The sequence below is a fragment of the Burkholderia ubonensis genome, from assembly GCF_902833085.1.
Taxonomy (GTDB): Bacteria; Pseudomonadota; Gammaproteobacteria; order Burkholderiales; family Burkholderiaceae; genus Burkholderia; species Burkholderia ubonensis.
Map to the genome: position 1 here is coordinate 373,549 of NZ_CADFEB010000001.1, position 14,053 is coordinate 387,601.

Below are 14,053 nucleotides of genomic sequence, written 5' to 3' on the forward strand. Positions count from 1 at the left end.
CGTGAACAACAACATAGTCCTATGAAGCCTCGCCCCACGGGTCATAAATATAGTTGCTATCGATTGGAATAAAATCGATACCCTTCAACGCCGCCCGCTCTGCCTCCTCCTTGAAATTCTCATTACAAACAAGCTCCATTATCTCGACACTCCGAAACAAGGTTGACGCACAATCATCACGGGGAACAAATCTCTTGATCCAGCTGTACATTGGAGCACCAGGAAAAAGATTGTTCTCGGCAATTTCCCCTGTTTCCATATCCCTATCTTCCGAAAATTCAGAACTACTTCGGTCAAGAAACTCAACGTGTTCCGCCGGAAGAAATATCGAATAGCGCTTATCTCCAACGTCTTTACCATCGTACGTAATCCGCAATGGGATTGCACGATAGCGAACCTTCATCGCGTCACACACTTGCAAAAACTTCTCTGAAACAAAATTCGTTTGACTTCCGTAAAAATCAAAATCAACCGAATCCTTAGAGTCCGAAAGCTGATATATGTAATCGTGCTCCACTGCTACGCTGAATGGATCGCCAACATACATTGGCCACTCCCACTCGTCGCGATTTACTGCTCCCGACAAGAAGTGCGGGCACCCAAACTCACCCGGACGATATTGAACGACATAAAATCGAGCATCCATCAAAGTAGCCTTCCAGTTATTACATCAATTACATACTTCCCCGTCTCAAGCCCCTCTCGCGCCATATTTTGGATGCGCCCGACACCGAGAGCGAGTTGCGTGTCACTGAGCCGTCCAGCGAGGAACTGCTGATTGAGCTTTTTCAGCTCGGCCTCGACAGCAGCAGTGTATTGACTGTGATTCGACCAGTGCCCAGGCAGCCCCATGTCCTTCGCGAGTCCGGAACTGCCCGGCAAGAACGTACCATTCGAAGCACCGTCGCCATCAAAGCCCATACTTCGGAGGCGCTTGAACATAGCCGCGAAATCGGGATGCTTCATCAACTCTTCGGGGATGAGATGATGGTTCGCCATGCCGTCGCCGGTGCGGGCTCCCATATTTTTGCCAAGAACTGTCGAGCACCAACCCAACGGATCGATCCATCCAGTCGCGTTTGGTGCAAAAGCATACAGATTCTCTCCACCCAGCACCCCAATCGGATCGTGATTAACGAACCTCCCCACATCCGGGTCATAAAACCGGAACGTGTTGTAATGCAGCCCGGTACTGTCATCAGCATACTGCCCCGCATACCGCAACGGCTGCTCTGTACGCGGCGCCGCCAGTTGCCGATCCCCGGCGTCAACCTTCCCCCACGCCGAATACCGCCCGGCCCACGCGACCTCTCCCGCCTCGTCCGTCACCTCCAGCGGCGCGCCGACCAGATCCGTATGAAAATGGTAGACCCGTGCCGCGTGTTTCGCCTTCTCGATCGCAACCGCGGCAACCGCATCCGCGATTACAGCGTCGACACGCGCTGCCGGCGCATACGGCGCGTCCGGGCTGTAGACATAGCTGCTGACGCCGGTTTCGCGAATCTCCTGCGCGAGCCTCAACCCTTCCCACACGAACCGCTTGCGCTCCGCGCGCAGCTCGACGCCACGATGATCGAAGTAAGTTTCGGTCTTCGCCGTGCGCCGGCCAAGCGGGTCGTATTCGAACCGCGCTTCGACCACCCCGCTCGCATCCTCCGTCCGCACGGCAATCAACCGATCCTGCCCATCGTAGCCAAACCGCTGCGTTCGATTCGGCCCCCGCTGTTTCGTCGCAAGATTTCCGAACGCGTCATACGCAAACCGCAAGTCCTGCCACATCCGCAGCCGGTTGCCTTCCACATATCCGCGGCTGCGACGCTGCCCGTCATCCAGCAAATTGCCGGCCGCATCCCACGCGAATTCCTCGAGATGCCGGTCCGCCATACGATACTGCCGCATCAACTGCCCCGCCGGGTCGTAGCTGTATTGCGTGCTGCCCCGCAGGCTGTCGCTCATCTCCGTCAGTTCGCCGGCCGCGTCGTAGCGGTAATTGCGCCACAACTGCCCACGCATCCGGGCGGTCGTCTCCGGCGACAACCCAGCCGCCTGCCACAACTTGCGTCCCAGCAAGTCATAACCCGATCGTTCTATCAAACGCCCTTGCGTCCGCAAGATCTCGCGATGCAGGTCGTCCCGTTCGAAATCGCTGACCACCTGGTCGCCGCAGCGAATCTGGTGCACGTGGCCCGAGCCGTACCGCAGCATCTGCAGCGTCTGCTCATGCGGCAACGACAGCGTCGACACGTTGTCCAGCTCGTCCAGCGCGTACCCGACCGTGCCGTTCACGCCATGCTCGGCAATCAGCCGCCCGCCCGCGTCGTATTCGAACCTGACCGCATCCGGCTCGATACCGAGCGCGACACCCGCATCGGTCGGCATCCGCTCGACTGCAAGCAGCCGGTCTCCCGCATCACGCTCGTAGCGGGTCACGTCGGTCGGCGTGTGCTGCGCCGTGAGATTCCCCATCAGGTCGCGCTCGAAGCGAAGCACCCGAACAGCCTCCGCATCACGACGCGCCGTCTCATCAGCCGCACCGACGATCGTCAGCTCCCGAAGCCCGCCGGCATCGTCATAGTCGAAGCGCCGCTTCACGCCATCCGGCCGCGTTTCGGACAGCAAACGCCCGCCCGCGTCATAGGCGAACGCATAGCGCGCATGATCGTTCAGCAGCTCGAACAGCCGCCCTTCGGCATCGTAGCGATACACGAGCCGGCGCCCCGCCGGATCGATCGCTTCGCGCAACTGGCCACGCGCATTGCGGATCGATTGCCGGATGCGTCCGCCCAATCCGACATGTCGCACGACTAGCCCAGCCGCATCGTATTCGAAGGACTCCTCGCTGCCGTCCGGATAGGCAATGCGCACCGGTTCGCCGGTCGGCCGCATCGCGTACGAGACGCGCTGCCCCAACGCGTTTTCCGTTGCAACCGGCAATCCGAACGCGTCGAACTCGCTGCGCGTGGTCTTCCCCGAGCAATCCGTGTACGCGACGAGCTGACCGAGCCGGTTCCACGCCAGCGCCTTGCGCCCGCCGCGCGCATCGACATGCGCGGCGGGTTGCGACGTCAGCCCGTCGGGATACTCGTACCGGTTGGTCCGGCCAAGCGGATCGCAGCTGAGCACCAAGCGCCCCTGACGATCGTATTCCGCCTGCCAGACGCCGCCGTCCGGTGCGGTGATTTCCACCGGACGCAGGCTGTTGCCGTCGTACCGTGTGCGCGTCGTGCGCCCGAGCGGATCGGTCTCGGCGACGATGCGCCCCGCATCGTCGTATTCCAGCGCGACCTTGCGCTCGCCAGGCAGCATGAACGCAATCGGCATGCCGGCATCGTTGTACTCGATCCGGTACTGCGCGCCGTCGAGATCCGTGCATTCGACGACCTGGAACTGCGCGTCGTAACGCCAGCGCGCCGAACGTCCGTCGAGATGGCGAACGCGGCTCTCCCGCGCGTCGAGGTCGTATTCGAACGTCCAGTGCTCGCCCTCGCTGGTCTGCGTCGCGACGACGCGCGGCTGCCCGCCGATCGCCGCCCACTTGTAGCTCGACACGAATCCCAGCGCGTTCGTGTGGCTCGTCATCAAGCCGTCGGCGTATGTAAAGCGGCGCACGACCGCGTTGTTCGCGTCCGTCACCGACGCCATCTGACCGTTGTCGTCGTATCCATAGGCGACGGCGAGACGGCGCTCGTCACCGTGGACAAGCGTGACCGTTGCGAGCCGGCCGTGGACCGCCTCGTAATCGAGCACCGCCTGCATGCCGCCGCAGGTGAGAATCTCGCGCACGCGCCCCTGACTGTCGCGCTCGAACTGCGTCCACTGCCCGGCCTGGTCCTCGATGCGGCGCACCCACGCGATCCGGTCCGTGTCGGGATCGAGCCGTCCGAAGTCGTAATACGTTTCGCCGACGTCGTGCAGCACGTAACGCCCGTCGGGCGTGCAGGTCAGATAGCGCTGCTCGCTCTCGCTGAACGACGACTGCCCCTTGCGAACCAGCGGAAACCCGCTTTCGCGCCCCTGCGCATCCGTGTACCAGAGCCGCCCGTCGCGCGCCTGCAGCCGCAGGTCCCACGGCAGCACCCAGCCGCGGCCGAGCGTGCCGACGTGGTCGAGGCCGCTCGAATAGAAGCGCTTGATCGCGACCGGCAGGGGAGCCGGAATGACGTAATCGGTTTCCGATTCGGCGAGCAGGATCTTGCGCCCGGTCGTGACGTCGACAGGATTGCCGAACATCCCGCCGATCGCGCGATTGATCGCGGGCCCAGCCACATAGCGCCCCACGGCCTCTCCGAGCACGAAGCCGCCGATGAACTTCGCCGCACACGGCAGGACCGCGCGCGACAGTCCGCCGGCAGCCTTCACGAGGCCGGCGAGCCCGCCGACCAGCCCGGCCAGCGCGAATGCCCAGTCGACCGTGGTACGGAGCCACGGCGGCACCTCGTCGTCCACCGGCAGGTAGGTTTCCGTGCCGCCGTGAATGAACGTATCGTGCGAGCCGTCGCCGATCGCCGCGCCGCACGTGATCTTGTCGTCCTTGCGCGCGGCGGGCCGCCCGTTGATGAAGACGTTGGTCGAACCCTGCGCGACGAGCGGCACCGGATTGTGCTTGTCGCAAGCCGTACCGCTCAGCGTGGCATACGCGGCGGGCTTGCCGTTGATGAAGACGTTGGCGGAGCCGGTGACGATCGCACCGGACGGAGAACTGAACATCTTCCCTATCGCCTCTCCTAGCGACAGGATCGCGCTGGCTCCGACGCCGGCAACCAGGCCCGCCAGCAACGCCACGCCGAAGCCGCACGTGAAGGTCGCGAACGCGACCGCGGCGATCAGCGCGACGCCGATGACGGCGCCGATCAGGAAACCCGCGAGCGCGCTGGTGTGCTCGATCGGATCGGTGACGCGTGCGGCCTCGAACATGGTGTGCGTTCCTCGTCAGGCCAGCCCGGCTTCGCCGGTTTCGTCCGCCGGCCGATAGCCGTCGAGCCATGCGCGCCACAATGCGTCCAGTTCGTCGTTGAAGGCCCTGGCGCTCGATGCGGTGAAGATCAGCACGCGCCCCGGCGCAACGATGAATGCCGCCTGCCGCTGGAACACGATGCGCGTGCCGTTGCGGTGGCTCGCGTCGATGCGCTCGCCGACGAGCGCCCGATGGTCATCCGGGCCGAGCCGTTCTGCTTGCCGCGCGATCAGCTTGTGCCCCTGCAGCCGCGACTTGAGCAGCGCGATCTGCCGGTCGACGTACGGCGCGAGCGTCTCGCCGTCCTTCAGCCAGTCGCGCGCGACGCTCAGGTTCGGCTGGTTCGCCGGATCGGCCGGCACGAACAGGTTGGTGGTGCGGTCCTCGAATCCGTCAGGCAGCGTGATGCTGCCTTCGTGAATACGGATGCGGTTGTCTGGATCGGTCATGCTGGTTATCCGATGAAGCGCGATGGATGAATCGGTCTTGAGGCCGGCTTGCCGGTCAGGAAAGGAGAGTGCCGGCGGCAGCGCGTCAATTTGCGAGCCGCCGTGGCATCTTCGGCCGTGCGATGGCACGGACACCGCAGGGAGCGCCGGACTCAGTCTTGCTTTTTGGGCTTGAACGAGACGGAAGCGAGACAGGCAGGATTGCGCTCCTCGAAGCTGAACGACAGTTGCCCCCAGGGCAACTGCGCCGAATGCGTCGTTGCCTCATCGAGCGACCGGCCCCGCGGCACGTCGGTGATTTCGAGGTGGCTGTAGCGTGCGCGCACCGCATCGAGTCCGACGCACGGCCCGCCCAGCTCCAGCACCATGAATCCCGGATGCGCGCCCTGCCGCTTGACGCGCAAGTCCACGTTCTTGATGACCACGCCGTCCGTCAGCGTGACAGGCGTGCTCTTGAAGAACTGGAACACGTCATTCCCCTCTTCGTCGGTCTCGGTCAACCGGGTCGACAGCGCATGTTCGACCTTGGCCTTCGAGAACGGTATCTGCTGCGCCAGCGCGTCGATCGCTTGCCACAGGGTCATCTTTGATTGCGTCATGTGTGAATCCTGTACGTTTTTTCCATCGGCCCGGCTGCATCCGGCAAGCCAGATCACCACGCCAAGCGTCATCAGAACCCGTCGCAAGTTATTTCTTGGGCGGGAAATTGTTGTCATACCAGCCTCCGTAATACTCTGCATAAGGTTGCTTCGTGTTCGACGTGATTTCGCCCCTGCCGAATTGCGCGCCGATCGCCTGCCGGGCGGCGTCGGCATTGCCATCCTTCAGGAACTGGTCGTATGCCTTGTTGTACGCCGCATGATTGGCGCTGTTGCCGGCAATGCCGATATCCGCGCCGCCGTTCGCGAGAATTTCGCGCCGGGCCTTGATGTTGTTCATCGTGGCTGCACCTTCGTCCGCCAGTGTGCCATTGACGTAGGCGGTTTTCGACGAATAGTCAGCCTGGAACCCGTAGGTCGCGTGCCCGACCTCATGCGCCAGGGTTTGCGTGGTTCCCGCCGTATTGCCCTTGAAGCTGCCGTCCAGCGTGATGGTCTGGTTCTCGCGCCTCGCAAACGAACCGCCTCCCGGCTCGCCGTACTTGATTTTCCAGCCGTCGTCCTTGAGCTTCTTCAGGTCGCCCTGCAGACCCGGTGATTTCGCGGCAAGCTGGTCGACGTCGTGACCGAGTCCCGTTTGCACCGGGGGCGCGGCCGATCCCGCAGCCGCGCCGACGCCGGCCGCACCTGCGCCGGCCGCTCCGCCTTCCGCCGCAGCAGGACCTGCGCCACCGGCCCCACTGGCTGCCGGCGCCGATGGCCCCGACGACGCGCCCTGGTTCAGGTGAATCACCGGACCGTCGATGTAGATGCCGCTCGCCTCGATGCGAATCGTGGACGCCCCGTGCGTCAGCGTGACGCCGCCCGGCGTCAGGATCACGACGCTGTCGCCGACGCGATGCTCGATGCCGTCGCTCGCCAGGTGGCTCTGCATGCCGGGGCCGGCTTTGCTCGCGACCGCGTTGGTGTTGATCACGTTGGCGGTCGACGATCGCGTGAGCGCGACCATCTCGGTCATGTTGCCCTGCGCCACATGCTTCGTCTCATCCCCCTTCAGCACCGACACCTTCCGCGCGCCGCCTTCGACCGTATGCGACTCGTTGTCCTTGACGACGGTGTTCATGTCCTTCTGCGCATGCATGAAGAACTCCTGCGAGCCGTCGACGTCGGAGAACCGCAGCTCGTTCGAGCCCTGCCCCTTGTGCGTCTGGCTCTTGAGCCCCATCGTCTGGCCGCCGGTGCCGTGATACGGGTTGCCCGATTCGCCGTTGAACACGCGGCCGACGACGACCGGGTTGTCCGGATCGCCCTCGTTGAACGCGACGATCACCTCCTGCCCGATGCGGGGAATCGCGGAGCCGCCCCAGCCCTTGCCGGCCCACGGCTGCGACACGCGCACCCACATCGAGTCGGAGCCGTCGCGCTTGCCGCGGCGATCCCACAGGAAATGCAGCTTCACGCGGCTGCCGTCGGTATGGATTTCCTCGCCCTTCGGCCCGACCACGATCGCCGACTGCGTGCCGTGCATGGACGGCTTGCGGGTGCGCCGTTCCGGCCGGAACGGAATGTCGAACGGCAAACACGTGAACGTGTTGTGATACGGCAGCTCGGCGCCCTGGCGCGTGTAGTCGTTGACCGCCTGATGGCGCACGCGCAGGATCACGAACTCCTTGCCGCTGTAGGAGGACGACGCGTGGTTGACGAGCGTGAAGCGGCCGTTCGTCGTCATCCCGCGCGCATAGCCGCCGCCGTTGAAACGCCGCGCCTGCGCCTCTTCGGCTTCCATCGCATAGCGCGCGTAGCGCTCGCCGTCCTCGCCGTGGTCGTACAGCGAGTGGAACTGATAACGTTCGGTCGCCTGAATGTTGTCGTGCTTGAGGTTGACGGTCGGCACCTCGACGTGCATCAGCGACGACGACGGCTGGTTGTAGTTGAAGTCGCGGAACGTGATCTTGCCGACCCGGAAGCTGAACGCCTCGTCCCAGCGATCGATGCCGTTCAGTTCGCTGGCCGCGCTGTCGGCGTAGTACGAGATCGTCTCGGCTTGCGGGATCGGACGGAACAGCGAATTGCTGTCGCCGATCACGAGGACATGCTTGTCCTTCTCGAAGCGGAACGTCCAGACGAGCCCTTCCTGCTCCATCAGCCGCGCACAGAAGTGGTAGTACGACTCGTCGTACATCACGATGTATTCGAGCGGCGACTGCTTGCCGCGGATGTCGAATTCGAAATCCGCGAAGCCCATTTCCTGGAAGATCCCGCGCAGGAGATCCTGCGGCGTCTGGTTCTGGAAGATCCGGCAGTCCGTCGAACGCGTGAGGAACCAGAGCCACGGCACGACCGACATCTCGTAGCGCGTGACCGTGCCGGAGTTGCCGACCTTGCCGAACGACGCAACATAGCCGTCGAAGTAGCGGCGCTCGTCGGTCTCGGTGGACGCGGCCACGACCTTCGTCAGGCTGAAATTCTTGCTCTGCGGATCCAGCACGACCTTTACGCGCTGGCCGACGATCTGCTCGGGCCCGATGTTGTTCCGGTGGGACAGCAGGTCGAGGTGGATCTCCGGCAGCTGGTTGACGTGCTCGTCGATCACGGCGGCGTTGACGAGCAGCACGTCGTCGCCCAGCGGCGTTTCGAGCGTGACGTAGCGGTTTTCCTGGGTCAGTTGCGGGCGCGCGCCCGCCAGGCCGTTGAGCGCGTCGGCGATCGATTCGGGGGTCTTGCCCAGCATCGCCATCCCGGTCTGCGCGAGCCGGACGGCGCTCGCCGCGCCGCCGAGCAATCCCGCGCCCGGCATGCCGGTCAGCGCGCCGAGCTGCCCCGCCATGCCGGCAATCGAACCCAGACTCGCCAGGCCACCCGCCGAGGCCGGGACGGCGCCGCCGGCAATCCCGCCCGCGCCCCTGTTTTCCGCGAAACTCATGATTAACCTCTTTGTTATCGGGCGGGGCGAATGCCTGACCCGCGATGCGCCCGTTTGTTACGGTCTCTCAGCCGCCGAACGCGCCGCAAATATAACAAATCGAAAGGAAATTCATAAGCATCCGCCGGCATTTGGCGTTCTTTTAAATCGTCACGGAGATTCGCAAGTCAATCGAACCCGGGTCAAGGAACCGGCTCCGGGATGCCGCCGGCATCATAGCCAAATCAATCGGTAAATAAATACCGATTGAAATCAAAACACCATCAGCATCAAAGTCATATTTACCGATTCATGACATCGCGCATTCAGAATTGATTAGATTCAATTCGACGACTAATGCGCGATTTATCGATAAATCGGAAATCATGATCCGCTGCTTGGGCAGTCATCCCGCCGCCCCGATGCGATAATCCGCCCGGTTCCCACCCAACGCAGCCGCCTTCCCGGCGCTCACCGATGCCGATCGAACCTCGCACCTCAACTTCCCCGCGCATGGAGATCGTCGCGTTGTGCGGCAGCCTCCGCGCGTGTTCCTGCAACGCGGCGCTGCTCGACGCCGCGGCCGCCGTTGCGCCGCCGGACATACATGTCGCCCGGTTCCTGCATCTCGGACAGTTCCCGCTCTTCAATCCCGACGTCGAGCACCCGACGCCCGAACCGGTGCGCAACTTCATCGACCGGTTGAACGCGGCCGACGGGGTGCTGATCGCAAGTCCGGAATACGCGCACGGCGTGACCGGCGTGATGAAGAACGCGCTGGACTGGGTGGTCGGGTGCGAAGCGTTCGTGCACAAGCCGGTGGCGGTGCTCAACGCGTCGCCGCGCGCGACGCACGCCGACGCGGCGCTGAAGGAAACGCTGTCGGTGATGTCCGCTCGCGTCGTGAACGAAGCCTCGATCGCGCTCCCGATCCTCGGCAGCCGTCTCGACGCGGCGGGCATCGCGGCGCACCCGCCGTTCGCCGACGCGCTGGCGCAAGCGTTGCACGCATTGCGCGCGGCGATCCTGCAGCCCGTCGCGCCGGGCTGAGCGCCCCGGCACGCCGCCGCGCGCTATCGCGCCTTGCTCCGCGCGCCCTTCTTCACGCCCTTCGCGCGCGGCGCTTCCTTCTCCGCCTGCGCGCCGCCGCCGGCGAGGTCTTCGAGCCACGCCAGCGCGTCCACATACGACAGGAATTGCTGCAGATACCCGGGCGACAGGTCGCGCATCAGCGACAGCGACCGGTGCACGAGGCTGCTCGAATTGAGCGGGCCGGCGTTGCGCGGCACCTGGTCGAGCGCCTGACGATACTGCTTCTCGGTGCGGACCTTCGACCAGGTCTCCCTGAAATAGTCGATCAGCGCCGGGTCGATCCCGGCCCGGTCCGCCTGTGCATCGCGCGCGATGTGCGTCACCAGCCCCGCGAGCGCGCTGCCCGCCGGCCTCGCCTGCGCGACGTCGTCCGGTTCGTTCGCGTCGTCCGCGTGCGCGCCGGCGCGCTCGACATCGCCTGCGTACCCGGCCAGCAGCGCGTCGAGCCGCGCGTCCAGCAAGCGTCGCGCATCACCGTCATGGCCGGCCGCGCGCCGCTCCAGCGCGTCGATCCGATGAAAGCGCACGGGGTCCAGCCGATCGGCGCCGGTTGCGCGCCACGCATCGAGCATCGCGCGGGCGCGCGTCGCGTCACGGTTCACGGCGGCCACCGTTCGACGCCGACTTGCGCGGCACCGGCGCGATCTCGACACGGCGATTCTTCGCGCGCCCGGCGTCGTCCGCGTTCGAGCTGACCGGCTGCTCGGAGCCGAACGCGGCCGCGAATACCGACGCTGCGGGCACGCCCGCGTCGATGAACGCGCGCGTCACGGTCAGCGCGCGCTTCGCCGACAGCTCCCAGTTGTCCGCGAACAGGCGGTTGCCGGCGTGCACCTGCTGATCGTCGGCGAAGCCGCTGACCATCAGGATCTCGTCGCGCGTCTTCAGATACGCGGACAGCGGACCGGCCAGCGTCTTCAGCAGGTCCTTCCCTTCAGGCTGCAACTGGTCGGAGTTCAGCGCGAACAGCACGTTGCCGGCAATGCCGATGCGTCCGTTCACGAGCGTCACGCGGCCGGCCGCGAGCGGCCCCGCGAGCGCCTGTTCGAGCGTCTTGCGCTGCTGCGCCTCCTGCTGGCGCTGCTTGATCGCCTCCTCGAGCTTCGAGGTGAGCTGCAGCTGCATGCCGATCACGCCGACGAGGATCAGCACGAACGCGCCGAGCAGCACCGACATCAGGTCGGCGAAGGCGGGCCAGACCGGCGCGGCCGATTCCGTGCCGCCGTCGATTTCGTCGTGCATGCGTTACGCTCCGACGGACGCGCGCCGGCCGGCGAGCTGCTGCAGATCTTCGACGATCTGCTTCTGCGACATCATGCTCAGGTCGATCACTTCCCGCGCCTGCGCGACGTAGTATTCGAGCTGCTCGTCGCTGCGCGCGAGCGATTTCTCCAGCGCGGCCTCGATGCGCTGCAGATGCGTCAGCAGCTTGTCGTTCGATTCGCCAAACACCTGCACGGCCATCCCGAACGCGTCGCCGAGGCTCGCGACCTCGACGGCGCCCGCGGTGACCTGCGCGGCCACCGCATCGAGCTTGCGGGTTTCTGCATCGACCGTATCGTTGAAACGCGCGCCGACGCGATCCAGCAGGTCGGCCGACGTGCGCACGAGCGCGTCGACCGCGCCGCGTTGTTCGGTCGACGCGTGATTGACCGCGTCGAGCAGCGTCTCGAGCGTGGCCAGCAGGCGGCTGCGCTCGTCGAGCATCGCGGTGTCGCGCACCATGCTGTCGGACAGGCGCTGGCGCAGCTCGGCGACGACCTCGGCCGCGGCCTTCGGCGCCTCCGACGCGGCCTGCACGAGCCGGGAGATTTCGGCGATCGTGTCGCTCGCGTGCGACTGCGCCTGCGCGGTGATGTCGTTCGCGGTGCGGGCGAGCGTGTCGCAGATGTCCTGCTGGCGGCTCGCGGCCTGTGCGCTCGTCTGCGCCCATTCGTCGCGCAGCTTCGCCGCCATCTCTGCAAGCGAAGCGCTCCATGCGGCGAGACGCTGTTCGTCGCGCGACGCCAGTTCCGTCTGCAGGTTCGCGTGCGAGTCGCGCATCGTGTTCAGCAGCGATGCCGAATGCTGTTCGAACGCCGTGGTCTGTGCGCCGATATCGGTTGCCGTTTGCGCGAGCGCGTCGCAGATCGCCTGCTGACGGCCCATGTGGTTCGCGCTCGTCTGCGCCCATTCGTCGCTCAGCTTCGCCGCCATCTCCGCAAGCGAAGCGCTCCATGCCGCGAGACGCTGTTCGTCGCGCGACGCCAGTTCAGTCTGCAGGTTTGCGTGCGACTCGCGCATCGTATTCAGCAGCGATGCCGAATGCTGTTCGAACGTCGACGTCTGCGCGCCGATATCGGTTGCCGTTTGCGCGAGCGCATCGCAGATCGCCTGTTGGCGGTTCGTGTGGTTCGCGCTCGTCTGCGCCCATTCGTCGCGCAGCTTCGCCGCCATCTCCGCAAGCGAAGCGCTCCATGCCGCGAGACGCTGTTCGTCGCGCGACGCCAGTTCAGTCTGCAGGTTTGCGTGCGACTCGCGCATCGTATGCAGCAGCGATGCCGAATGCTGTTCGAACGTCGACGTCTGCGCGCCGATATCGGTTGCCGTTTGCGCGAGCGCGTCGCAGATCGCCTGCTGACGGCTCGCATGATGTGCGCTCGTCTGCGCGAGGTCGTCGCGCATCGCGGCGGCCATCGCCGCGAGCGATTCGCGCCACGCGGCCAGCCGCTGTTCGTCGCGCGACGCGAGTTCGCCCTGCAGCCCCGTGTGCGACTCGCCGATCGTGCGCAGCAGCGACGCTGAATGCTGCTCGAACGTCGCGGCGGCAGCCTCCAGCGCGCGCGCGTTGTGGCCGGCCAGCGTTTCTCCGACCTGCTCCTGCCGCGCGAGCGCGTGCTGCCAGCCGTCGGCCATGCGCTGCTCGGTCGCTTCGAGGCGCGTCGCGACGCCGTCGAGCAGATCGGTCGAACGCTGCGCGAACGTGTCGGTGAACTGTCCGAGCGCGGCATGCAGATGGCCGGCCGCGGCCTCGCTCGAGCGCCGATGCTCGTCGAGCGCGCGGTTCCAGATGCCGGTCACGTTGGCGGTGGTTGCTTCGAAGCCGCTCGACAGGCCGTCCAGCTGCCGCTCGACCGCGTGCGTGACGGCGTCGCGCAGCACGGTCATTTCGCGTGCGAGCCCGGCCATCGTCGTTTCCATCACCGGCTGCAGCGCCGCGCCGGCCACGCGCGCGCTCTCGGCGGCGCTGTCCTGCAGCGACTGGCCGACCGACGACGCGAGCCGCGCATAAGCCTGCTCCGTCCGGTCGAAGAACGCCTGCTGGCTCGCGATCTGCTGTTCGTGCAGCGCCGCGCTGCGCGCGTCGATCGCGGTCATCATCGTCTGCAGCCGCTCGACCAGCACCGGCATCGCGTCGGCCTGCTTCTGCAGTAGCTGGAACGACGCCTCGCGCTGATGCGCGTGCGAATGGACCCGCAGCGTCGTCGCGACCTTCGCGTCGAGCTGCTGCGACGCATCGAGCCGATCGCGGCGCACCAGCGCGGACAGCAGCCCGAGCATCGCCGAGGTCGCCACGCCGGCGATCGACGTGCCGAACGCATACCCGAGGCCCTTGACCGGCGCGATCAGCGAAGCGCGGATCGCATCGAGATCGGTCGCGCTTTCCAGCGCGGCCCCGGTGCCCTTCAGCGTCACGACCATCCCGAGCAGCGTGCCGAGCATCCCCAGCAGCACGAGCAGGCCGACCAGGTACGGCGTCAGCGACGGCCCCGGCAGCGCCGCGCGGGCGCCCTCGATGCGCGCGCGCACCGCGCCGCGCAGGCTCGGGTGCAGCGTATCGAGCCACGCGTCGAGCGCCGGCGGCGGCCCGGACAGGCCGTTGACGGCGCCGGCGAGCGTCGCGGTCGCCTGGCGGTAGCGCAGCAGTTCGGCCGCGCCCGCGAGATAGCACGCGGCGATCAGCAGCGTGACGACCGCCGCCGGCGGATTCGATGCGACATAACCGGCGCCGATCCAGCACACGGCGACCAGGCCGGCCATAAATACAACGAGATCAATGCGAATTCTGGACATAACT

9 protein-coding genes are annotated in these 14,053 nt (G+C 65.5%); 1 reads left to right on the forward strand and 8 read right to left on the reverse strand.

Annotation, left to right across the window (positions count from 1 at the left end; all coding sequences use genetic code 11):
* Positions 1–19 precede the first annotated feature (19 nt).
* The 5 genes from HWX31_RS01635 to HWX31_RS01655 all read right to left on the reverse strand — a co-directional run bounded on the left by HWX31_RS01635 (position 20) and on the right by HWX31_RS01655 (position 8,925).
* Positions 20–646 (reverse strand): Imm43 family immunity protein, encoded by a 627-nt coding sequence (locus tag HWX31_RS01635; RefSeq protein WP_174961318.1) that lies wholly within the window; start codon positions 644–646, stop codon positions 20–22.
* Complete coding sequence (locus tag HWX31_RS01640) at positions 646–4,914, reverse strand: RHS repeat-associated core domain-containing protein (RefSeq protein ID WP_174961320.1); 4,269 nt, start codon at positions 4,912–4,914, stop codon at positions 646–648. The genes HWX31_RS01635 and HWX31_RS01640 overlap by 1 nt, the downstream gene beginning before the upstream one ends.
* Before the next feature lie 15 nt (positions 4,915–4,929).
* Entirely contained in the window at positions 4,930–5,403 is a 474-nt protein-coding gene (locus HWX31_RS01645; protein WP_174961322.1) for a DUF1795 domain-containing protein, read from the reverse strand.
* Between the two features lie 152 nt (positions 5,404–5,555).
* Complete coding sequence (locus tag HWX31_RS01650) at positions 5,556–6,119, reverse strand: hypothetical protein (protein ID WP_244143613.1); 564 nt, start codon at positions 6,117–6,119, stop codon at positions 5,556–5,558.
* Positions 6,091–8,925, reverse strand: coding sequence for a type VI secretion system Vgr family protein (locus HWX31_RS01655; RefSeq protein ID WP_174961323.1), 2,835 nt, complete (start codon positions 8,923–8,925; stop codon positions 6,091–6,093). Before HWX31_RS01655 ends, HWX31_RS01650 begins: the two co-directional genes overlap by 29 nt.
* Positions 8,926–9,381: 456 nt before the next feature.
* Between HWX31_RS01655 and HWX31_RS01660 the strand changes: the two genes are divergently transcribed.
* Positions 9,382–9,954 (forward strand): NADPH-dependent FMN reductase, encoded by a 573-nt coding sequence (locus HWX31_RS01660; RefSeq protein WP_174961324.1) that lies wholly within the window; start codon positions 9,382–9,384, stop codon positions 9,952–9,954.
* Positions 9,955–9,977: 23 nt separating this feature from the next.
* Here HWX31_RS01660 and HWX31_RS01665 read toward each other — a convergent pair whose 3' ends face one another.
* The 3 genes from HWX31_RS01665 to HWX31_RS01675 are packed head-to-tail and all read right to left on the reverse strand — an operon-like array spanning position 9,978 to position 14,049.
* Positions 9,978–10,598, reverse strand: coding sequence for a DUF2894 domain-containing protein (locus HWX31_RS01665; protein WP_174961325.1), 621 nt, complete (start codon positions 10,596–10,598; stop codon positions 9,978–9,980).
* Positions 10,588–11,238, reverse strand: coding sequence for an OmpA family protein (locus tag HWX31_RS01670; RefSeq protein WP_174961326.1), 651 nt, complete (start codon positions 11,236–11,238; stop codon positions 10,588–10,590). Before HWX31_RS01670 ends, HWX31_RS01665 begins: the two co-directional genes overlap by 11 nt.
* Positions 11,239–11,241: 3 nt before the next feature.
* Positions 11,242–14,049, reverse strand: coding sequence for a DUF802 domain-containing protein (locus HWX31_RS01675; protein WP_175933861.1), 2,808 nt, complete (start codon positions 14,047–14,049; stop codon positions 11,242–11,244).
* Positions 14,050–14,053 lie beyond the last annotated feature (4 nt).